Source organism: Pseudomonas sp. BF-R-24 (assembly GCF_019947335.1).
GTDB classification, from domain to species: Bacteria; Pseudomonadota; Gammaproteobacteria; order Pseudomonadales; family Pseudomonadaceae; genus Aquipseudomonas; species Aquipseudomonas jessenii.
The window spans coordinates 146592-169411 of the sequence record NZ_JAGYGG010000009.1 but is presented as its reverse complement, the minus strand read 5'-3'; the positions used below and the strand labels follow the sequence as shown (position 1 = coordinate 169411).

Here is a 22820-nt window from a genome sequence, read left to right as displayed (position 1 = left end):
CTGCGGGACGACGTGCTGATAATGAACCATCGAGGATGGCGGCCATGACGATACCGATGTGGATGCTGCTTGGGTTTGCGACCTGGACCTTGCTGCTATTGATGGCAACCGTCGGGGTTTATCGCTGGGTCGCAATCCTGTTCTCGAGTGTTCCGATCGCCTCTTTCCGAAGCGATCGGCTCGAAGGCGAAGATTGGTATCGCCGCGGGACAAGGGCCCACGCCAACTGTGTGGAAAACCTGCCTGTGTTTGGCGTCATCGTGTTCGTGATTACAGCCCTTGATGTCAACGGCGCCGCAGTGAACTACTTGTCCACACTCGTCCTGATCGCTCGCGTGTGCCAGTCATTGGTTCACGTCTCCCATGAGCAAACCAATGCGTTCGTGGCAGTTCGGTTTGCCTTCTTTAGCGTTCAGTTGGTGTGTTTTCTCGCGCTCATTGTCATAGCCGCTTGTTATGGCATATGAACAGGTGCCCGCTAATCCTCAAATCGCCCCGTGCCGTCTCGATCGCGCTCGTAGTGTCGGGTGAGTGCAAACGCCGGCAACCAGGCCTCGCGCCGCACAGTCCAGCTCTCGTAGGTTGGCGTCAACTGGTCAGGGGCATCCAGAGATCCAAGGTTCACCTCGACTTCGTCTGCGCTGCGTGAGAACACCGACGAACCGCACTGCGGACAGAAGTGCCGCCCGGCGTAGTCACGCGTTTCGCCCTCGATTGTCACGGCATCCTGATGAAATATCGCGGACGCGTGGAACAGCGCCCCATGGTGCTTGCGGCAGTCGAGACAGTGACAAACACCAACCCGGAACGGGCGCCCCGACGCGACAAGACGCACTTTGCCGCACAAACAACCGCCGGTGAATCGGTCCATGCGGTGCCTCCTTCAGGCCGTCCGAAACGGCGTATCAGCGTGAAAACAGGAACGTCACGGCGGTGCCAAAACCGGCGCTGCAAAGGGTTAGCGTAGGCAACTGTGATCGATGTGCAATTTGTCCTGACCGTGTGTTTAACAGTTTTTGAGAGTTATTGATTCGGATTATCCCGCCGCTACGGGCAGCATTCGGCCCGCATTGACCGGCGTGCAAGCACCTGCTTTGCGTAACCGACTGGCAAATACCAGTGCCTGAAAACAAGGCGCCCGGACCATTGCCCGGGGCCAGGTCGGAACCCGAATGACAACTTTCATCACTTGAGAACCAAACATATGGGCATGTCGAATAAATGGATTGCGGGTATTGCTTTGAGCTGTGTATTTCAGGTCGGCTGTGTCTCGCAAGTCGCGCAGCAAGAGCAATACTCGGGCTTCCTGGGCAATTACCAGGGCCTGGAGGAGCAAACTACGCCGAGTGAGCAGAAAGTATTGCGCTGGGTATCGCCAGGGTTCGATCCACGCGCGTATTCCACAGTGGTGTTCAGGCAGATGGAACTGTATCCATCGCCGCAGCCGACCGCGCGCGTCAGCCTGAAAACCCTGCAAGACCTGCAATTGATGGCCAGCAACAGCGTCAAGACCGCCTTTGCCCGCCGCTATGCGATCGTCCCTTATCCACAGTTGGCGCCAACCAATTCACGGTCGCTGATCCTGCAGGCGGCGATCACTCACGTCAGCGCCAACAACGAAGGCATGCACTGGTATGAAGTCGTACCAATCGGGGCCATTGTCGGGGCGACACAAGCAGCCACCGGGCACCGGGACCAGACCGCCGAGATGTACATCGAAGCCAACCTGATCGACGCCAAAACCGGTTTGCCGGTAGCGAAGATCGTGCGCAAGGTGTTCGGCGAGACCATCAAGAATGCCAAGCAGCCGATTGTTGCCAATGACTTCAAGGTTGCACTCAAAGGCATGTCAGACGATATGCAGGCCCTGCTCCTCAAGCATTGACGTTCAAGCAAACCCCATCGCAAGCGTGAAAGTGCCTGCCGTCCACCGGCATTGGATGGCATCGCGAGCAGACCGGCATGGGGTTTCAACGTGGCGCCACGCCGCGTTTTCCCTCTGACAAACCGTTAGCCGTGCCGACGCCTGACGCGAGACTCGATGATGAAAATTCTGGCCCATACCCTGGCGATCCTGATGCTGTTGATGAGCACCAGCGCCCTGGCGGCAACCGTGATTCCCCTCAAAGGTCAGACCTCCCAGACCATCCAGCAGGACACCAGTGCCTGCCAATCCCAAGCCAACGCGCAGCATCCGGTACAAAGCACCGTGCCCTCCGGTGGTCGGGCCAAGGGCGCCGCAACCGCTGCGGTAGCCGGTGCGACGGCGGCGGAAGTTCGGGGCCGCCAACATGAAATCGTCTATGACCAGATCGACGACGATACCCGCCAAGACTATCGCCAGAACCACGCACGCAGTGCCGCGGCTGCCGGCGTCGTCGTGGGGGGCGCCAGGCAACGCCAGGCGCGCCGGGAGAATCTGAGTGAGAGCGAACAAAGCATCACCGCCAACAACTCCGTCTACAGCAGCTGCCTGCAACAACGTGGCTACGATGTTTTGCCTTGATCGATGACGACAACGGCGTGAAGAACCAAAAAAAGCCCCGGGCCCTTCATGAAAGGACTCGGGGCAAAGTCGTAGAACGAGAGGTGAGGATCGTTGACGCCGCGACAAACAAACCGTGAACACGCAACGTTCCTCGAGATCCATTTAAATCGGTAACGTCCCTGGTTAAAAGCTAATAAGAATCAAAAATAATCTTTCACAAGCCAAGCGCACAAGAACACCATCATTGATTTGTATCCTGATAGTTCAGGCTGATACAGAAACCTGGCGCAACAGCGAGGTTAGTTCATTGAGGTGTGGCCGCGCGCGCCCCCTCCTGCCCGAGCTTGCAGTTTTCGGATAGCGCAGTTAATCCATTCCAAGCATTATTCATGGTGTCCAAATCGAAAACCATGGGTCATCCAGCAATGCTTTTCCTTTGTATGATTGAACGGATACCTCTGACAGACAGGGCTGTTTGCCGAACTGCACGCCTCTGAAACGAGCCAATCCAGCATCGTAAATGCAACACACAGTGCACCTTCCGCTGGGCCCTCATCTTCGTTCACTTCCCAGACCAGAATGTACCGAGCCAAATCCGGCCCCTATACTCAGGCCAGCACCGCCTGAACGGAAGATTTCTATGAGTTACACCTTCAAGTTGAAAAATGGCGCCGTCGCGGTGTTCGACCCGGACAGCGCCATGCTTTCCATTACAACACCCCATGGAGATGTACAGAATTCCACGCTAGGTAGAGCTGAGTCGCGCCTGTTGGACCTGCTGCTCATGGAGCCAGGTGTCACTAAAAGCCGCGATGAAATCATCGAATACACCTGGAATGACCGCGTGGTTGCCTCCGGCAGTTTGAATCAAACGGTTTTCTCACTACGCAATATTCTCAATGACAGCCGGGATCACGAGATCTTGATGACTGTTCCTCGACGAGGATATTGCTTCAACCGGCAATGTGTCGTCGATGCACAAGCAGATGTACCGGCACCCCGGGAGGAAACAACGCAGCCCCCCGCCCCCATCGCTGAGCAACTACCGCCGGCTGGTAGTGATGGGCTGCTTGCACCCTCAGGTAAAACCAATGAATCCGCGCGCATTACAAAAGCCCAGCTGATCGCTTATATCGTTACGCTGGCAGTCGTTGCCTTTACTGTTTTTCAATTCGACTTCGACGCGCCAAAAATTGAAATTTCCAGTGCCGACAAGAATGGACTGGTCATACACGCCGTGGGCAGTGATCTTGCCGAGGCGCAAGCGCTGATGGAGTTGTCCGCCAAACAAACCGAACAGCTGCCACCAAACCTGAAGGGCCAGGTCTGGATCAACCTGTATAAAGCCAACTATTCCGTTTCGTGCATCCGCCAGGATCTAAGCACTGCAAATCTACAATTGAACAGCAGCGAAAGGGACCTCGCCTTGATGATTCGTCAATGTCTGGAAGTCACTTTATGAAATTTGAAATTTCGCAAGCCGTTCACTGGCCTCTTATAGGCTTGATCAATGCACTGTGCATTTTCTCTTTCGTTTACTCACCTTCGCACTACATGGAAAACATCAGTTACCAGACAAAATCCCGACAATGGCTGGAAGATCTTAACCAACTCAACACCGAAGAGTACCTCACTATCGGGCATGGCAGGCTCACGGGGACCACGCTGGAAAGCCTGAATGGGAAAATCCGCAACGCGACCATCTCAGCGAACATAATCGGAGAAAGCAATAAACACGTCGAGATCAAAGTCAGCAACATCAAGCTCAGCCAGGACAATGAACTTTTTGCCATTGAAAAGACCCCTGACTTGTTCTTTAGACGTCAATACGTCTTGCAAGAAGGCGCCATTCTGAACTACGAGTTGATCCCGACCCAGGATAAAAACGCGGTGTGTTTTTACATCCATGAACTTGGCCGTTTGCGCTGCATGAACCATTAATCGGCCTCCCGAACGGGCTCGACACCCGTCTGGCAAAGGTTCACATCAAAGAATTTTCAAACAAAAATAATACTTATTGATTTGAATCAAACGTCTCCCCCGCCAAAAATCCCTCCTCGATAATCCTTGGAATCGAGCCCGCTTGATTCTCGTCCGGGACAATGCCCTACAGGGGGAATCAAGTGAACGCCATGCATTTCCTGCGAGCCCATAAATCGATGACTTTCAGATTCCTGGGGGTCTTGTTTCTGTCTGCCATTCCACTTTATTCGTTGGCGCACGACGAGCACTCCGTCGAAAGCACGACCATTGAATATTATGAAGTTGAAACAAGCCCGGATGACACCCAGAAACTATCGCATCTGAAGATTCACAGTGAGAATGAGTATCATGCAGACGAGCAGAGCAGTGATTCTACTCTCCCCGCCCCACCACAAAGTGACACAGGCATGAGCTACGCCAGTTCGCTCATACTTCTATGAGGGGCGGGCAAACGCTGACTGGCCTCTTCTGACGACCTGACAAATATGAGTTATTGACTTTGGCAGGCACCATCGAAGTGAGATTATTTGCAGCCCAAGTCGTGGCAGAGATGCAGCTGACATTCTGCGCTGCCTGAATAAACTGTTAATAAGGAATCGCCTCGATGCTACTGAAAAACTTCGTCACCGTGTCGTTTGGTTTATTGCTTTCTCTCAAGGCCATGGCCGACGACAAGGGTGTCTACAGTGCCAAATTGACGAGTGTCGAAACCAACAAAAAGGCCCCAACTACTGTGAAAACTGGCTATCAGGTAAAAAACGGTTATCGTATTGACGACTTTTACGCCTTTACAGCAGCAGCCATTGACCCGATGAAACCCCAATCGCAGATCTTCAGTTCGAAAATCGATCCGCGCAACGTTCAACACATGGACGACTCACCGTTGGACAGCAAGTACGCATTTTCGGCGGAACTGGAACTGATCCGGGGACTCTGAAAACCCGTTCAAAGCCAATGACAATGGGGTCGATTTCACCGACAGCGAGAACGCCCAATCGCGCATCTTCTCCATGACTGCCCGTCAGGCTTGACCCTTATCATTTAACAGATGAGCCTTCAATTTCATGAGTATCGCACCGCCCGACGAGATCTTTCATTTGTCCTCTGCCTTGCCGAGCCAACTGAATAGAACAATAGGCAAATGGGAAATGAGCCTTATTCCGACCGAGCATGAAGCGCGCATTCGGCAACACAAACTCTTTCACAGTCCGCAACTGCAGTGCAGTCGCCTTGAGTTCGACTCATCCGTGACGCTGGTCAGTTCTGTCCCTGCCGGATTCGTGACATTCGCCATCTCCCAGGCACCGATTGGCCGACCCGTCGTAAACAATCAAAAACTACGGCCTGACGAAGTCATCGTACTGCACAGTGATGAATCGGTGCATTACATCTGCGAACCGAATGAAACACTTTTCACCATCACCACGACACTGGAAAACTATGAGCGGTGCCGCCAACATCACTCTGTCATAGATATCCTTGCAAACAGAACACAACACCGCTTCCAGGCTGAAAACTTTCAATTCATACAATCGGCCATTCAAGCCATCAGCGCGTGCTGTGTCGACATCAACGACGCTGCTTCAGCACAGCGCAGCGAAACAGAGGGTTCGGCGATTGAAAGTGCGGTACTCGCTTCTCTGTTGCAATCGTTGACGCCGGCTGGCCGCTTCATCCGCAAAGTCCCGACAAGAAGAAAGGTGGCGATACAAGCCATACAGTACATCCATGAAAACACAAAAAAAACGCTCACTATAAAATCGCTGGTAAGGCAACTGGAAACCACCACTCGCACTTTGCATTTTGGTTTTATTGAAACGTTCGGGATATCGCCAATCGCTTATATCAGAAACTTGAGGCTCGCAAGCGCCCGTCGCGATCTGATCAATAAAACGTGGCCTACCGTCACAGAAACCGCGATGTTTTGGAATTTTCACCATCTGGGCCGGTTTTCCAAGGCCTATCAACTGGCTTACGGAGAGACGCCGTCGGAAACCGCCAAGCGCAACTCGGCCAGGCCAAGGAACACGACCTCATCTGTTTACAACCAGGTCGTCGGGGATAGAAATTATCGTTAACAGGCGTTTATCAAAGCCCCGAAAATGATGATTAATGATTTCCCTTGATTAACCACAAGTTTCCACAATTGCTTATTTGCCTACTCAAGGAGATAAGCATGCAACATCGAATAAACACACTGCCACTCAAGCAGAAAATCGCACTGTGTCTTACCGTCTATGCCAGCGGCATCTTGTTGGCTTGGGTAATTGACTGGTACTGAAGTCGCTTAATCCGCGACTACAGAAAACACAGTGAAATAATGATACCTCGGGGTTTTCGATGGTTGCCGCATATAAAGCGTTACTTGGAAGGCACGCAGTCACTGTATGTCTGATTGCTGCAGCAGGTTGGGCCGCATGGTTCTGTGCTGGAGGGCTGGCGGATCAATTCGTTGCACGGAAGTTGAATAACGTTTATGCCGATCTGCGTGCTGCTCAAGTGGAGCCCAATGCACAGATCGACAAAGTACTGGAAACCCTCGGCGATCTCGATCGCTCGGGTCAGGAATGCTCCGTAGAGCAATACTCACAACTGGCTGACCTGGTCAAGAACCTGCGATTTGTTGATCAAGCAGCAATCCAGTTGCCCAATGGCAAGATCTGTTCCTCCTACGGACAAGCACCTCCCTCGATACTGGTCGATAACGACAAGCGCAAGTTTTCCGTTGGAAAGCGAACCTACTGGGTGGATGCTGGCCACACGGCTTCTGCGGACTCCGATTTTATCATTGTGTCGGAACAGTCAACCTACGTCTGGGCAAACAAGAAGCTCCTGCTCGACAACTTGAAGTTTCCCAAGGACCTGCAACTGGACCTCATCGGCCCCGGCGGCGCAGTGCCCATTGCCTCTACGGGCCACAAACCGCTGACGGTGCAGAAACCGTTCCACCTGGAAGAACTGGTTACCTCGGCAGACAAGGTCCTCATCGCCTTTGCGGGCAACCGAAATGAACTGATCTCTGTCATTTCTCTTCCGTTGAGCTACCTGACGAGTCTCAAATTCAAATTATTCATTGGCCTTGTGTGCTTGTTCGCAGCGCTGTTTTTGCTCGCATGGTGTGCCCAACGGCATTACACCTCTACCGCCGTACGGCTTCGCAATGCCCTGAAAGCCAACAGGCTGGATGTTCACTACCAGCCTATCGTCAACCTGACGACGGGCTATCTGGTGGGCGCTGAATCACTTTCTCGCTGGAACGACAACGGCACCCAAGTGCCTGCGGATGTTTTCATTACGGTGGCGGAAAAATCCGACTTGATCCGCATACTTACACGTTCGGTGATTCGACAGGTGGCGGAGGATTACAGCACCTACCTTTGGGCGTGCAAGGACTTCTACATTACGGTCAATCTTTGCGCCCAGGATATCCAGGACCCAAGTTTTCCAGACTATGTGGCCAGCGTGCTGGCAACCTACAACATGCCAGTGTCCGCCATGGCTTTTGAAATCACCGAAAGGACCCTGATCGATCAGAAGCCTGCCGCCCTGCAATTGCGACGGCTTCGTGCGTGCGGACATCGCATTGCCGTGGACGACTTCGGTATCGGCTATTCCAACCTCTCGCTCCTCGATTCAGTGCCTTTCGACATTCTGAAATTAGATCGCTCATTCATCGCCGACGACAAGATCGCGGCCAAGGATGCCTTGTGGCGCCACATTGCCCAGTTGGCCAGGTCGCTGAGACTCAAGGTCGTGGCCGAAGGTGTCGAGACTCAGGAGCAACTGCCGCATCTGGTCTCGGAGGGGGTTTTGTTGGCGCAAGGCTGGTTGTTCTCCAAAGCGCTGCCAATTCAAGCATTGGCAAGACGCTACTTTCAATGTCCGGAAAACATCCCGCCTTACGACTCAAAAATATCAATCAATGATTTTTATTAACCCTTCATGGCCCCTCAAATGCTCGCCGAACCCTAACACCAGACAAACCTGAACAAGGACTCCACCACCCATGCTACTTCGAAACCTTGGCTTCGCTTCACTGCTATCGCTGCTGTCTTTTCAGGCGCTCGCTGATGACAAAGGTTTATATCTTGGAGCTGGCGTAAGCAGCATACAGACCGACGAATCCAGATTGGACGACGACGACACCAGCTACAAGGTTTATGCCGGGTATCGCGTCAATAGCTACCTGGCGTTCGAGGGGGCCTACGTCGACCTGGGTCAATTCAAGGACAAGAATGTCGATTTCGATGGTAAATCGGCTCAGGCTGCCGCCCATGTCGGCTTTCCGCTGGGCGATCGGTTGCGGGTATTCGGCAGTGTCGGTGCTCACGCCTGGGACGCCGACGGCAATGCCACCGACGACGATACCGGGGTTGACCTGACCTACGGCGTCGGCGTCGAGTTCGATGTCTTTCGCAACATCGGCCTGCGCGCTGAATACGAAGTTCTGGAGGTCGGAGAGATCGACCTGAATCAGACGACTGCATCCGCCTATATGCTTTTCTGACACCGCTACAACTGAGCGGCCTCCCCCGGGTCGCTCATCGCACTCTGCACAATGTTCGTCCTCGCCCTACCTACCCCACCCTGCCATTACTTCAACGTCTCCTTCGATTCCTGCGCAGGTGCCATGTACCACTTGTCCCTGGGCACCCATTTCTCCTGTGGCGGATCGCCCAGATAGTGCGGCGACATGATCTGCACACCGTACTCGTTGAACACGTCCTGGATGTTGGCGTGCAGCATGCTCAGCAGCACGGCGCGCGGTCGAGGCTGGCTGGGTATGGCCTGGGCCACCAGCCGGTATTCCGGGTAGAAGTCCGACAATGCCGTCTGGAACACCTGCGGCGGTGGGGTTTCGAGGACGCCGGGCGTGCGTCTGGCGGCTTCCAGCAACATCCCTTCGACCTGCCGCCAGGGGGTGTCATAGCCAATGGTGACTACGGTGTCGACCACATAACCGGGGCCTTGTACGACCCGTGAGTAGTTCTTGGTGACCGTGCCGGTGATCATCGAGTTGGGCAGGGTCAGCACTTCGCCCAGGCCGGTACGAATGCTCGTGGTGAACATGCCCAGCTCAGTGACCGTCCCTTCGTGTTCGCCAATGCGCACGAACTCACCGGGACGCAGGGTTCGGGTGTACGTCAGGATCAATCCGGCCGCCGCCTGCCCGACGACGCTGGAAGCACCCAGGGAGATCATCAGGCCGACCAGCACCGACAAGCCTTTGAACGCATCGGTACCGGCACCCGGCAAGTAGGGATAAGCCATGGCCAGGGCAAACAACCAGATCGCCAGCGAAGTCAGGCGCTGAGTCGGTTTCAGGGTTTCGTGGTTCAGCCAGTTGAAGGTGCCGGGCGTGGCCATGCGCCGCAGTATCCGGCGAGAGAACGCTGTCGCGCCGCGGGCAATGAAAAAGATCGCCAGCGCCACGCCGAGCCCGGGGATGGCCCCTAGAATCCCTTGCAGCAAATAGTCGGCGACTTCCAGCAGATAGTTGTTAAGGCTTTCACCCCAAGGCCGGGTATAGGGAAACCGCGACAGGACAAACCCCAACCACTCGTAAGAGAGCAGCAGCACGATGACCCAGCGCAGCAATTCCAGTACGCGGCTGACCAATGGATAGAGGAAGTTGGCGTCGATCAGCGGAACCTTTCCGACTTTCAGCGCCTGGGTGTGCCGATGCATCAGTTCAGGCAGTTTCTGCAGCACTCTGCGCCGCAGGTACGACATGCCGAACAGCAGCGCGATGTAAATGCCGGTGGCCAGCAACGCGGCGACGACGGAACGCAGGATCAACTGCAGGCTACGGGCTTCCCGGGTTTCAGCCACGACCTGGCGCAGCCTGTCGGCCGCGGCTTCGGCGGCCAGTTGCACCGAGTCGAATTCGGTCTCGTCGAAATCCTTGGGCGAAACGATAAAAGCACGGCGAGACCCCAGCAGCACCATGTAGCTTTTCATGATCGGGTCGAGGGTGACTTTGAGGTCGTCGGCGTCATCCAGCGCCTCACCGATCACCGCTTTCGCCCGTTTGACCCGAGAGGCCGGGGCTTCACCGAGGATGGTCGCGCGAAACACCATGATGCTGCGGTTGGCCACTTTCAATTCAACGGGAGCATCGACCACTTTCGGGGCGTCTTCAGCCCACAGTTGCACCGACCAAAACATCCCGAAAACAGTAAACAATACAGTGAGCAGCCTGCTCCGCATGTGTCAGATCCTTACGTCACGAAATTCAAATCCAGAGTACGTATCGCAGCGTAGTTCACCGATGAACGGTTGTCAGATTGGAGCTACAGACCGTTTCCTTATCCGTCTGTTTTCTTGAAACAGCGAGCTCAAGCCCCGGACATTGTGCTCTTGACCGAATTTTCGAAACACTGAAGATCCCTGTGGGAGCGAGCCTGCTCGCGATAGCGGTGGGTCAGACACAGGGATGTTGAATGTACCGCCGCCATCGCGAGCAAGCTCGCTCCCACAGTGTGTTCCATACCTGATTCAAGGATTGACCTGATAACCCTTGCCCTGCAAACAGCTGGTGTAGGCCGTCGTGGTGTTCGCCTGGGTGGTTTTCGATTGCTCCCGGCGTTCCTGGCGCTGACGTGAAGCACCGACCACGGCGCCGGCCGCCGCCGTCTCCTTGGCGCGGTTCTGGCGATAGTCCTGTTTCCTGTCATCGTCGACACGATCATAAGCTTCGTCATGCTGATTGCCGCGCACCTGGGCCCCGACCGCGCCGGCGGCGGCCCCGGCAGCAGCACCCTTGATCCTCCCGCCGGAAGGCGTGGTAGCCGTCGAGGCGCTCTGGCTGGCGGCGATGCTGTTGCATTCGTTGATGTCGGCCTGGGTTTGTTGCGAACTTTGCCCTTTCATCGGCACCACCGATTGCGCCCAACCCGGGGCACTCAAAATCGACAATGCGATACACAGGCTGACCGGTGAAAATCGTTTCATGATGACCTCCGACAGGCTTGCCACAACGGGCAAGCCTTTGGGTCGACTGGCGGGCGGCAAGCGGCGCCATGCGTCGCCTGCCGATCGGGTGGAGTAACTGAAAAGTGTAGTTCAACGGCCCCGCACAGAAGGACTTCCGAACAAGCGGTGGACGTTGTGCAGGAGCGAGCCTGCTCACGATGGCGGTGTATCAGGCACATAAATGTCGAATGTACGGCCGATATCGCGAGCAGGCTCGCTCCTGCAGGTCTATTGGTGATCTGCGGATGTGCGGTTACTCAGCCGGATCGAGCCGATCCAGCGCCCGATTCACTGCCAATTCTCCGAGCATGATCACTTGCGCAATGCCCAGCAGCGCATTGCGGCTGGTTCCTTGCAGATGATCCACCAGGTCGTTGGCCATGACATGGGCCGATGCCAGCGATTCGCAGGCATGCACCAACAGGGTTTCGGTACCGAGTTCGGGATCGACGATGAACATGCTGCCGGGTTTACGCGGCGTGGCCATGATGCCGGGGCCGGGGTTGAGGTAATGATCGAGGGCAGGCTCGGCGGCTTCGTGGAGTTTTTGGGAGTCGAGGGTTTCATACGGGGATGTCGGATCGGTGTCCGGGGGATTGGGTGTGACTTTGAACATGGATGTAACTCCTGGATGTAGATGAGGAGCCATCAACCTTCGCTACCAAACGAGGGGTGGTGGCCATACGCAGGTTGGTAGACCGGCCCAGGAACCCGGCGCATCCGAAGACGCCCTACGCATGACCACCATTAAGCAGAGACAAAATACTCTGCAAAGCATGGTGCTCTGCGCCTGGATAACCGGGCTACCAAACCCGATCGCTGTTGTTTTCCAGCGACCGGCAAACGATAGAACCCGGCTCCAAGACGCACAAGCCGGCGGATTCTGGCGTAGCTGTAGGCAATGACGCAAGCCGTCGTAGCTTGCTGGAAGTAACGCTGACAGCCGTTAAACAGATCCGGAACAGCAGGCTGCAGAATACCTGGCACACACCAAAAACCTGTGGGAGCGAGCTTGCTCGCGATGGCGGTGGCTCAGTCAACATAGATGTTGAAGCTGATGTCCTCATCGCGAGCAAGCTCGCTCCCACAGGGGGTATGTGGTGTTGGTCAGGCATTGGTTGTCAGCGGATAGAGCTTGTCATCAAACTCCGCCAACTTCGGAAACACCAGCGGCTGATCATCGCTCAAATGCTGCAGTCGCTGCCCGTAATCCACCAGAAACTGCTGGCGCGCCTCGTCACTGATGTACGGCACATGCCAGGCCACGAACGGCTCCAGCACATCAAAACCAACATAAGCCAGGGTGCCACGCAGGATCGGCCGCAGCATGTCCTCCAGCGGACCGTGAATCGCACCTTCGCCGAACATGTGTTCACGCCCGCCCAGGGTCACGGTCACCAGCGCTTTCTTGCCGGCCAGACCGCCCTGATCGTAGAAACGCTTGCCGCCATAGCAGATGCCCGACACCAGCACCCGGTCGATCCAGCCCTTGAGCATGGCCGGGGTGGAGAACCAGAAGATCGGGAAGTTGAGGATCAGCAAGTCGGCCCACAGCAGTTTGTCCAGCTCAGCCTGGATGTCCGCCGCCAGCGACTGGCTTTTCACGCCCAGGCGTTGTTCCAGGGCATAGACCAGGTATTCGGGGTTTTCCCGATTCGAGAAGTCCGCGTCGCTGGCCACCGGGTTCCAGTTCATTTTGTACAGGTCGCTGACCTGCACTTCGTGGCCCTGGGCTTCAAGCGTGGCGACCGCCTGGTCCCGCAGGGCGGCGGTGAAGGATTGCGGCTCCGGGTGAGCGTGGACGATCAGTACTTTCATGGTGGTTCCTTAGACTTGTTCCAGCGTATCGGTTGAAGGTGTGGAAGCGCGCGTGGCCAGCAACCGGTCGAGCCAGTCGGGGTCCATTTGCGGTTCGGAAGAAAACAGCAGCCCGGTGTAGTCCTGGTGCGGCGGGGTGAAGATCTGGCTGCGCGAGCCGTGGTCCACCACCCTGCCCCGTTGCATCACCAATACCTCATCGGCGATCGCCCGCACAGTAGCAACATCGTGGGTGATGAACAGATAGCCGACACCCAGTTGCTGCTGGATGCGGTTGAGCAATTTCAGTACGCCTTCAGCCACCAATTGGTCGAGGGCCGAGGTCACTTCATCGCAGATGATCAGTTGCGGTTCGGCCGCCAGGGCCCTGGCGATGCAGATGCGTTGCTTCTGCCCGCCGGACAGCTCCCGGGGCTGACGATCCATGAAGGTCGCGGGGTCGAGCTCGATCATCTCCAGCAGTTCGGCAACCCGGGCGCGCATGGCTTTACCCTTGAGGCCCAGATAAAACGTCAGCGGCCGGCCGATAATGTCGACGATGCGCTGGCGCGGATTCAGCGCGGTGTCGGGGATCTGGTAGATCATCTGGATGCGCCGCAGTTGCTCCTTGCTGCGTTGGCGAAAGTCCGCCGGCAAGGGTTCACCGTCGTACAGCACCTGGCCGTAGGTCGGTGGCAGCAAACCGGTGATCAACCGCGCGGTGGAGCTTTTGCCACTGCCAGACTCGCCGATCACCGCCAGGGTCTGACCACGGTAGAGCTTGAGGGAAACGTCGTGCAGCACCGGTTGCTGGCCATAACTGGCGCAACTGTTGCGCAGTTCCAACAGCGGTTGTTCCTGCTGCGGACAGGCCTTGGGTTCGGTGCGAAAACTGCGCACCGCCCACAACGACTTGGTGTAGTCCTCCTGCGGGTCACCGAGCATCTGCCGGGTTTCGGCCTCTTCCACCAGCTTGCCGTGACGCAGCACCATGATGCGGTCGGCCATCTGCGCCACCACCGCCAGGTCGTGGCTGATGTAGATCGCCGCGCTGCCATAGGTCGCGACCGCATCGCGGATGGCTGCCAGCACCTCGATCTGGGTGGTGACGTCCAGCGCGGTGGTCGGTTCGTCGAAGATGATCAGGTCCGGATGACAGGCCATCGCCATGGCGGTCATGACCCGCTGCAACTGGCCGCCGGAGACCTGATGCGGATAGCGCTGGCCGATGGTTTCGGGATTGGGCAAGCGCAGTACCCGGTACAACTCCACCGCCTCGCGCATGGCCTGCTCGCGGCTCATGCCGCCGTTTTTCACAGCGGTTTCGACGTGCTGGTCAATCAGGCGATGGGCCGGGTTGAACGAGGCTGCCGCGCTCTGTGCCACATAGGCAATACGCAGCCCCCGCAGTTTACGCAGGGCTTCAGGCTTGGCGTTGAGCAAGTCGATACCGTCGAAGTGCACCGAGCCACCGGTGATCCGGCAGCCGTCGCGGGTGTAGCCCATGGCCGACAGGCCGAGGGTCGACTTGCCCGCGCCGGACTCGCCGATCAGCCCCAGCACCTCGCCCCGTTGCAGGGTCAGGTCGATGCCCTTGATCAGCGGATGCCAGGCATCTTCGTAATGGCCTTCGATGTGCAGGTTGCGGATTTCCAGCAGAGGTTTTGAGGTCGTCATGTTCAGCATTCCTTGAGGCCGCTGGATTTGTGCAGCATCCAGTCGACGACGAAATTGACGCTGACTGTGATCAAGGCCACGGCCAGGGCGGGCAGCAACGGGCTGATGTCGCCAAAGGTGATCAGCACCGCGTTGTCGCGCACCATGCTGCCCCAGTCGGCGGTGGGCGGCTGGATGCCCAGGCCGAGGAACGACAGCGCACTGATGAACAGGAACACGAAGCAGAAACGCAGGCCGAACTCGGCAATCAGCGGTGCCGCCGCGTTCGGCAACACCTCGCGGGTCACCAGCCACCACAGGCCTTCACCGCGCAGGCGTGCGGCTTCGACGAAATCCTGCACCACCACGTTCATCGCCACAGCACGAGACAGCCGAAACACCCGGGTCGCATCCAGCAGCGCAATCACCAGCACCAGCGACGTCGCCGTGGTGCCGACCACGCTGAGGATCAGCAAGGCAAAGATCAGTTGCGGAATGGCCATCAGGATGTCCACCACCCGGGACAACCCCTGATCGACCCAACCACCCTTGATCGCCGCGATCAGGCCGCTCAAGCCGCCGAGCAGAAACGCCAGGACGGTGGTGAGGAAGGCAATGCCCAGGGTGTTGCGCGCGCCATAGACCAGGCGGCTGAACATGTCGCGCCCCAGGTTATCGGTGCCCAACAGGAACTGCCCGCCCCAGGGGGCGAAGCCCTCGCCCACCACCTGGGTTTCGCCGAACGGTGCCAATACCGGCGCGAACACCGCCACCAGCACGTACAGCAGGATCATCAACAAACCGAACTTGGCGCTCAGGGGCGCCTGCCACACTTGTTTTAACAGGCTCATGGTCTACCCCTTCGGATGCATCAGGCGTGGGTTGCTGGCAATCGACAGCACATCGGCACTGGTGTTGAGCAGGATGTAGGTCGCGGCGAAGATCAGGCTGCAGGCCTGCACCACCGGGATGTCACGCTTGGCCACCGAGTCCACCAGCAACTGGCCGAGCCCCGGATAGACAAACACCACTTCGACCACCACCACGCCAACCACCAGGTACGCGAGGTTCAGCGCCACCACGTTGACGATGGGGGCCAGGGCATTGGGCAAGGCGTGACGGAAGATGATCCGCGACTGGCTGATGCCCTTGAGCCGGGCCATTTCGATGTAGGGGCTGGCCAGCAGGTTGATCAAGGATGCGCGGGTCATGCGCATCATCTGCGCGATGACCACCAGGCTCAGGGTCGCCACCGGCAACACCGAACGCTCCAGTACCGTGCCCAATGAGGCGTCCGGCGCGAGGTTGGAAATGCTCGGGAACCAGTTGAGCTTCACCGCGAACACCAGGATCAGGATGTAGGCGACGAAAAACTCGGGGAACGACACCGCGCTCAGCGCCGAGGTGTTGAGCAAACGGTCGAACCAGCTGTTGCGGTACAACGCCGCGAGCATCCCCAGCAGCAAAGCCAGCGGCACCGACACCAGCGCTGCCAGCAATGCGAGGCTGAAGGTGTTGCCCAAACGCGTACCCACCAGTTCGGCGATCGGCCGCTGGTTGGCCAGCGACACACCGAGATCACCGTGCAGCAACTGCCAGATCCAGTGGCCAAAGCGGGACAATGGCGGCAGGTCCAACCCCAGTTGCGCGCGGTAGGCGGCCACGGTTTCCGGGGTGGCCGACTGGCCCAGCATGGCCTGGGCGATATCGCCCGGGAGCATGCCGACGGCCAGGAAAATGATCACTGAGACGGCGAACAGCGAGAGCAGGCCTAGCGCCAGACGCTGCCCCAACAGCTTGAAAATACTTCTCATCGTGCAGTTCCTTGAATTGGGCACGTCTTTGAAGACTGCGATTTCCCCTGTGGGAGCGGGCTTGCTCGCGAAGAGGTTCCGTCAGCTGACATATGTGGCGACTGACACACCGCTTTCGCGAGCAAGCCCGCTCCCACAGTTGATCGTCATTGTTTGATCGATCCCGGCATCACGCCTGCCACCACCGCTCGATCACCCGCAGGCCATCCAGCTCGCCATAGGGCGCGGTCTGTGCGCCGTGAGCAACCTTGTTCGAGCGCGCCGCCACGGAACTGGCGAACAACGGCACGATCGCCCCGCCCTCGTCCCGGCACAGCGCCTGCATTTCGTTGTACATCTCGCGGCGCAGCGGGTCGTTCATTTCGCCGCGAGCGGCGTTGAGCAGTTGATTGAAGCGCGGGTTGTCCCAGTGGGTTTCGTTCCACGCCGCGCCCTTGGCGTAACCGATGCTGAACATGCGGTCGGCGGTCAGGCTGCTGTACCAGAACGAAGTGGTGAACGGTTGCTTCATCCACACGTTGGAGAAGAAGCCGTCCGCCGGTTCGCGCACCACGTCGATGTCGATCCCGGCGGCGCGAGCCTGTTCCTTGAACAGCACCGAAGCATCCACGGCGCCGGTATAGGCAGCGTCAGAGGCTTGCAGGCGAACCTTGAGCGAATCCAGACCGGCCTTTTTCAGGTAGAAGCGCGACTTGTCCGGGTCGTAGGTGCGCTGCTCCAGCGCAGTGTTGATGAAGCGGCTGCCAGGCTGGATCGGATGGTCGTTGCCCACCAGGCCATAGCCATGCAGCACCGAAGCCAGCAGGGTTTCGCGGTTGATCGCGTGCTTCATCGCCAGGCGCACGTCGTTGTTCTGGAACACCTGGCTGTCGGTGAGCATAGGGAAGGTGTAGTGCTGGGCGCCCTTGGTTTCTTCGATGACCAGGTTCGGGTTGCGCTTGAGCAGCGCGACGGTTTTCAGGTCGACCTTGTTGATCACATCCACTTGCCCGGTGACCAGCGCGTTGACCCGCGCCGCGCCGTCGGCGATTGCGATCAATTCGGCACTGGCGAAGTGTGCCCGGCCCGGTTTCCAGTAATCGGGGCTGCGTTCCAGGGTCATGCGCACGCCCGGCTCGAAGTCCTTGAGGCGATAGCCACCGGTGCCGGCGCCGGCCTGCCAGTCCGCCGCGCCATCCTTGCTCGGCATGATCGCCAGGTGGTAATCGGCGACCACATACGAGAAGTCGGCGTTGCCCGAGTGCAGTTCGAACACCACGCTGTCGCTGCCGTTGGCGCTGACCTTGGCCACGTCACCCAGCACGGTCTTGGCCGCCGAGGTGGATTTCTCGCCGAGGTGGTGCTGGATCGAAGCGACCACGTCGTCGGCGGTCAGGGTCTTGCCGTTGTGGAAGGTCACGCCCTGACGGATTTTGAAGGTCCAGATGCGCGCGTCCGGGGTCGAGGTCCAGCTTTGCGCCAGTTCGGGGATCGCGGTGCCGTCGACGGCAATTTCGGTCAGGGTGTTATAGACCGCCGAGAAGCCGACGAAGGTGAAGGTGTCGGACCAGGAGCCAGGGTCCCTGGAGTCGGTGGTGCTGCCACCGGCCAGGCCCAGACGCAGAACACCGCCGGGTTTTGGCGTGGCCTCCCCGGCAAAGGCGCCAAACGGCAGGCCCATGGAGAACGCCCCGGCCACCGCCGCGGCAGCGGCGCTGTACTTGAGGAAGTCTCTACGCGGAAAACTGAATTCATGGTTCGCTTGAGTAATCTTGTTTTTGTTATCGCTCATTGCATTGCCCCTGATCAAAAAGCTAATGAATTACCGGTTCAAAACCACGCAAGACACCGGGCCATGGCCCGGTGCATACAACGTTTGAATCGCCAACCGTCACACCTGGATCGCCTTCACTTCGACGAACTCGTTCAGCCCCTCCTCACCCCATTCGCGACCGTTACCCGACTGTTTGTAGCCACCGAACGGCGCCTGATAATTGAATGCAGCACCGTTGAGGAAGCACTGACCGGCGCGCAGCTGACGCCCCAGTTGCAAGGCACGCTCGGCACTGCCGGCCCAGACGCCGCTGGACAGGCCGAACGGCGAGTCGTTGGCGATCTGGATCGCTTGCGCCTCATCGGCGTAGGGAATCAGGCACAGCACCGGGCCGAAGATTTCTTCCTGGGCAATGCGCATGCGGTTGTCGACATCGGCGAACAGCGTCGGGCTGACATAGAAGCCGCGCTCGAACGTCGATGGCGTGTCACCGCCGCACAGCAACCGTGCGCCTTCCTGTTGGCCGACCTTGATGTAATCGAGCACGGTGCGTTTTTGCCCGGCCGAACACATCGGGCCGAGGAAGCTTTGCGGGTCGAGGGGATCGCCCATGCGCAGGCTCAACGTTTCCGCCAGCGCCAGTTCGACGGCCTCGGCGTAACGGCTGGCCGGCAGCAGCATGCGGGTCAGCGCGGTGCAGGTCTGGCCGGAGTTGATCATCACGTCCTGCACGCCGTAGCGCACCGCCGCTGCCAGGTCGGCATCCTCGGCGATCAGCAACGGCGACTTGCCGCCCAGTTCCAGGCACACGCGTTTGACTGAAGGTGCCGCTGCTTGCGCGACCCGCACCCCGGCGCCGGTGGAGCCGGTAAACGACACCATGTCCACGTCCGGGTGTTTGGCCAGCGCTTCACCGACTTTCGAGCCCGGCCCGCTGACCAGGTTGAACACCCCGGCAGGCAGGCCGATGTCCTCGATCATCTGCGCCAGCAGGAAGGCATGCAGCGGGGTTTCCTGACTCGGCTTGACCACCACCGTGCAACCGGCGGCCAGTGCCGGGGCCAGTTTGCCGATCAACTGGTGCAGCGGGTAATTCCACGGATTGATGAACGCGCAGACACCCACGGCCTCGCGGATCACCAGCGAGTTGCCGACTTCGCGCACCTCGTCCATGAGATGCGCCAGTTCGACGTACTGCTCAAGGCCCGTGATCGGCCCGTCGACCTGCACCGAGCGGCACCATTGCACCGGCATGCCCAGTTCCGTAGTGATGACCGCGGCCATCTCATCGGCACGATTGCGCAGTTGATCGGCCAGTGCACGGATATAACCGGCACGCACGCTGGACGGCGTGCGCGACCATGAAGCGAAGGCCCGGCGAGCCGACGCCACGGCGTTTTCAACATCGAGTTCATCACCCAGCGGAACGCTGCCGCAGGCTTCCTCGGTGGCCGGGTTGATCACCTCGGCGATGCCCCGCCCCGACGGGGTTTGCCAGCGGCCATCAATGAACAGTGTCTTGTGATTAAGCATGAACCTGGGCCTCCATCAATTCCTGGGCACAACGGGCAATGCGCTGGCAGGCATCGCGCAGCGGTTCGGCACCGACCACCAGACCGAGGCGAATGTGCCCCGCCGCGCTCGGACCAAAGGCCTCGCCCGCCAGGACCGACACGCCGTGGCGATCCAGCAACCGGTCGGCAAACGCCTGGGCGCTGAGCCCGGTCTGGCGGATATCGAGCATCACGAACATCCCGCCATCGGGTTTCAACGCCCGCACGCCGGGGCAATCGGCCAGGCTGTCGCACACCAGATCGCGACGCTGGCGATAGGCTTCGCGCATGGCTTCGAGTTCCGGCAGGTTGCTTTCCAGGGCCACCACGGCGGCGTCCTGAATGAAATCCGGCGAGCCGTAGAGCATGCACAGGGCGAGGTTTTCCAGGTGCGCGGCCAAAGACGGCGGCGCCACCACCCAGCCGACGCGCCATCCGGTCATGGCGTGGGATTTCGACAGGCTGTTGAGGGTCGCAGTGCGCTCGGCCATGCCCGGCAGGCTCGCCGGGCTGACGTGTTCGCCTTCGAACAGCAGTTCGCTGTAGACCTCATCGGAAATCAGCCACAGGTCGTGGGCGATGCACAACTCAGCCAAGGCGGCCCAGGTGCTGCGCGGCAGGCTCGCGCCCGACGGGTTGTGCGGGCTGTTCAGTGCCAGCGCCCGGGTGCGCGGAGTGATGCGCGCGGCGACATCTTCGGGCAACACGCGAAAGCCGTTTTCCGAGCGTACGGGCACCGGCACCACCACGGCACCGCAAGCACCGAATACCGCTTCGTAGGTGACGTACATGGGCTCGGCGACGATCACTTCGTCACCCGGATTGAGTACGCATTGGGCCACGCTGAACAGCGCACATTGCGCCCCGGCCAGTACGGTGACCTGATCGGCCGAAACGCTTTGGCCGCTGCGTTGTTGATGACGCCTGGCAATGGCCTCGCGCAGGGCACGCTTGCCGCGCACCTCGGCATAGTGCGTGTTGCCGTTTAGCAGGCTGTCGATCGCACCCTGCACGATGGGCTGTGGCGTGTCGAAATCCGGATCGCCCACGGACAACAGCAGAATGTCTTCACCTTGCTCGCGCAGTGCCAGGGCGCGGTAGTGAATGTCCCACGCGGCGGCGCCGTCACCGGCGATACGTTGAGTCAGATCGGAAAAGCGCATGGCTTCATCCCCTTAAAATGCAGATCAATGCGCACAGGCATGCTTGAGTTCGATCAGGGTCACGCCGTTGCGCTTGAAGCCATGGCGCAAGTCGGTCTGCAACTCGGCGAGGCTTTGCGGCTGGGTCACGGTGCAGCCGAACGCACGCGCTAGGGCGGCGAAATCCGGGTTGCGCGGCAATACGCCGATGGGCTCGATGTCCAGGCCGAGCATGTCGTCGCGGATCTGCCCCAGCGCATCGTTGTTCCACAGCAGCACCACCAGCGGGCTGTCAAGTTCTTCCACGGCGGTGGCCAGTTCCTGGGCGGTGTAGAGGAAACCACCGTCGCCCACCAGCACCAGCCCAGGCCGCTGCGGCGCACCGAATTTGGCGCCGATCCCGGCCGGCAGGCCATATCCCAAGGTGCCGTAGCCGGTCGGGTGCAACCAACTGCGAATGGCGAGGCTGTCGAAGGCATAGTTACCGGTGTAGGCCAGTTGGGTCATGTCGGTGCTGATGAAAGCGTTGTCCGGCAGCTCCGCCGCAATGCGATCCAGGATCGACTGATGAATCGATTGCAAGGGGCCATGGCTGGCCTTGACCGCTTTACGCAGTGCGGCGACCGAGGCAATCGCAGCGCTGGCCTCGCGCACGTCGGTTGGCAGGCGCTCAAGCAAGCCACTGAGGGTTTGTTGCGCATCGCCATGCAACGCCACCGCGCAGGGGTAGAAGTCGTTGAATTTGCGTGGGTCGATGTCCACCCGCAGCAGTTCGCCATTGAGTGGCAGGCGTTCGCGCCAGAAGTCGGTGTCGGCCATTTCGGTGCCGACCGCCAGCACCACGTCGGCCTCGGCGATCAGGTTCCAGCCCGGCTCCACACACAGGGATGAGCCGGCGTTGAGCGGCGCGTCCGGCGGCAGCAGGCCTTTACCGGCGACGCTGGTGAACAGTGGCGCGGCCAGTCGGGTGCTGACTTCTTGCAGCTCAGAGGTGGCATTCAAGGCGCCACCACCGGCAATGATCATTGGTCGCTTGGCAGCGTTGAGTTTGGCCACGGCCTGATCAATTGCGGTGGTCGACGCCGGGCCACGACCCGGACGACGCACCACCTCATTGCTCCAGTCACGGGCAATCGGCGCCGACAACACGTCCAGCGGCACCGAGATGTGCACCGGGCGCGGGCGCTCGCTGTCGAACACCGCGTAGGCACGGGCGATCAGTTCCGGCAGGTCTTCGGCAGTCAGTGCCACGGCCGAGAACGCAGTGATCGGCGCGGTCATTGCGCGCTGGTCCTGGCACTCGTGCAGACTGCCCCAACCCTTGCCCAGGCTGGCGCTGTGGTTGACGCTGGAAATCACCAGCATCGGAATCGAGTCGGCGTAGGCCTGGCCGATGCCGGTGGCGGCGTTGGTCACGCCGGGGCCGGTGATGACAAAGCACACACCGGGTTTGCCGCTGACCCGGGCGTAGCCGTCGGCCATGAAACTGGCGCCCTGCTCATGACGAGTCAGCACATGGCGGATGCCGCTGCCGGGCAAGCCGCGATACAGCTCCAGGGTGTGTACGCCGGGAATGCCGAACACGGTATCGACGCCGTAGTTGGCCAACAGGCGCACCAGGGCCTGGCCACCGGTCAATGTTTTGCTTTGCATGTTCAT

At 58.9% G+C, this 22820-nt stretch carries 21 protein-coding genes; 9 read left to right on the top strand and 12 right to left on the bottom strand.

Translation table 11 applies throughout. From position 1 onward, the window contains the following. Positions 1-44: 44 nt before the first annotated feature. Complete coding sequence (locus tag KGA98_RS10205) at positions 45-467, top strand: MAPEG family protein (RefSeq protein WP_057716609.1); 423 nt, start codon at positions 45-47, stop codon at positions 465-467. Between the two features lie 11 nt (positions 468-478). Here the strand turns inward: KGA98_RS10205 and KGA98_RS10200 are convergent, their stop codons facing one another. Beyond that, positions 479-871: a GFA family protein gene (locus tag KGA98_RS10200; RefSeq protein ID WP_057714901.1), complete on the bottom strand. Its 393-nt coding sequence runs from the start codon at positions 869-871 to the stop codon at positions 479-481. Positions 872-1204: 333 nt separating this feature from the next. On the opposite strand from KGA98_RS10200, the gene KGA98_RS10195 reads away from it, so the two are divergent. The 8 genes from KGA98_RS10195 (at position 1205) to KGA98_RS10160 (ending at position 8978) form a co-directional block, all read left to right on the top strand. Beyond that, positions 1205-1885 (top strand): DUF3313 domain-containing protein, encoded by a 681-nt coding sequence (locus KGA98_RS10195; RefSeq protein ID WP_057714902.1) that lies wholly within the window; start codon positions 1205-1207, stop codon positions 1883-1885. A gap of 159 nt (positions 1886-2044) precedes the next feature. Further along, the gene (locus KGA98_RS10190) at positions 2045-2506 is read left to right on the top strand and encodes a hypothetical protein (protein ID WP_223502257.1); all 462 of its coding nucleotides are present in this window, start codon (positions 2045-2047) and stop codon (positions 2504-2506) included. 622 nt (positions 2507-3128) lie between these two features. Continuing rightward, a complete protein-coding gene (locus KGA98_RS10185; RefSeq protein ID WP_159389889.1) occupies positions 3129-3950 on the top strand; it encodes a transcriptional regulator in 822 nt (273 codons plus the stop codon). Beyond that, on the top strand, positions 3947-4429 hold the full coding sequence (locus KGA98_RS10180; RefSeq protein WP_090455109.1) for a hypothetical protein: 483 nt from the start codon (positions 3947-3949) through the stop codon (positions 4427-4429). The genes KGA98_RS10185 and KGA98_RS10180 overlap by 4 nt, the downstream gene beginning before the upstream one ends. A gap of 646 nt (positions 4430-5075) precedes the next feature. Beyond that, positions 5076-5408, top strand: coding sequence for a hypothetical protein (locus KGA98_RS10175; RefSeq protein ID WP_057714906.1), 333 nt, complete (start codon positions 5076-5078; stop codon positions 5406-5408). Between the two features lie 127 nt (positions 5409-5535). After that, a complete protein-coding gene (locus KGA98_RS10170) occupies positions 5536-6549 on the top strand; it encodes a helix-turn-helix domain-containing protein (RefSeq protein WP_223502243.1) in 1014 nt (337 codons plus the stop codon). A gap of 262 nt (positions 6550-6811) precedes the next feature. Then, a complete protein-coding gene (locus KGA98_RS10165; protein WP_223502242.1) occupies positions 6812-8407 on the top strand; it encodes an EAL domain-containing protein in 1596 nt (531 codons plus the stop codon). A gap of 70 nt (positions 8408-8477) precedes the next feature. Beyond that, positions 8478-8978, top strand: coding sequence for an outer membrane beta-barrel protein (locus tag KGA98_RS10160; RefSeq protein ID WP_057714909.1), 501 nt, complete (start codon positions 8478-8480; stop codon positions 8976-8978). A gap of 86 nt (positions 8979-9064) precedes the next feature. Here the strand turns inward: KGA98_RS10160 and KGA98_RS10155 are convergent, their stop codons facing one another. From KGA98_RS10155 to KGA98_RS10105, 11 genes are all read right to left on the bottom strand, one after another. Beyond that, on the bottom strand, positions 9065-10681 hold the full coding sequence (locus KGA98_RS10155; RefSeq protein WP_223502241.1) for a mechanosensitive ion channel family protein: 1617 nt from the start codon (positions 10679-10681) through the stop codon (positions 9065-9067). A gap of 288 nt (positions 10682-10969) precedes the next feature. Next, positions 10970-11425: a YMGG-like glycine zipper-containing protein gene (locus KGA98_RS10150; protein ID WP_223502240.1), complete on the bottom strand. Its 456-nt coding sequence runs from the start codon at positions 11423-11425 to the stop codon at positions 10970-10972. A gap of 274 nt (positions 11426-11699) precedes the next feature. Continuing rightward, positions 11700-12062, bottom strand: a complete 363-nt coding sequence (locus KGA98_RS10145; protein ID WP_223502239.1) for a DUF6124 family protein — start codon at positions 12060-12062, stop codon at positions 11700-11702. Between the two features lie 491 nt (positions 12063-12553). Further along, positions 12554-13264, bottom strand: a complete 711-nt coding sequence (locus KGA98_RS10140) for an NAD(P)H-dependent oxidoreductase (protein ID WP_057714912.1) — start codon at positions 13262-13264, stop codon at positions 12554-12556. A gap of 9 nt (positions 13265-13273) precedes the next feature. Beyond that, positions 13274-14920, bottom strand: a complete 1647-nt coding sequence (locus KGA98_RS10135) for an ABC transporter ATP-binding protein (protein WP_102669585.1) — start codon at positions 14918-14920, stop codon at positions 13274-13276. A gap of 2 nt (positions 14921-14922) precedes the next feature. Beyond that, on the bottom strand, positions 14923-15750 hold the full coding sequence (locus KGA98_RS10130) for an ABC transporter permease (protein WP_057714914.1): 828 nt from the start codon (positions 15748-15750) through the stop codon (positions 14923-14925). Between the two features lie 3 nt (positions 15751-15753). Then, on the bottom strand, positions 15754-16713 hold the full coding sequence (locus KGA98_RS10125; RefSeq protein ID WP_057714915.1) for an ABC transporter permease: 960 nt from the start codon (positions 16711-16713) through the stop codon (positions 15754-15756). Positions 16714-16882: 169 nt separating this feature from the next. Continuing rightward, positions 16883-18484 (bottom strand): ABC transporter substrate-binding protein, encoded by a 1602-nt coding sequence (locus KGA98_RS10120; RefSeq protein ID WP_057714916.1) that lies wholly within the window; start codon positions 18482-18484, stop codon positions 16883-16885. Between the two features lie 99 nt (positions 18485-18583). Further along, complete coding sequence (locus KGA98_RS10115) at positions 18584-19999, bottom strand: aldehyde dehydrogenase family protein (protein ID WP_223502238.1); 1416 nt, start codon at positions 19997-19999, stop codon at positions 18584-18586. Further along, positions 19992-21182, bottom strand: coding sequence for a pyridoxal phosphate-dependent aminotransferase (locus KGA98_RS10110; RefSeq protein WP_057714918.1), 1191 nt, complete (start codon positions 21180-21182; stop codon positions 19992-19994). Before KGA98_RS10110 ends, KGA98_RS10115 begins: the two co-directional genes overlap by 8 nt. A gap of 24 nt (positions 21183-21206) precedes the next feature. Further along, complete coding sequence (locus tag KGA98_RS10105) at positions 21207-22814, bottom strand: 5-guanidino-2-oxopentanoate decarboxylase (protein ID WP_223502237.1); 1608 nt, start codon at positions 22812-22814, stop codon at positions 21207-21209. Positions 22815-22820 lie beyond the last annotated feature (6 nt).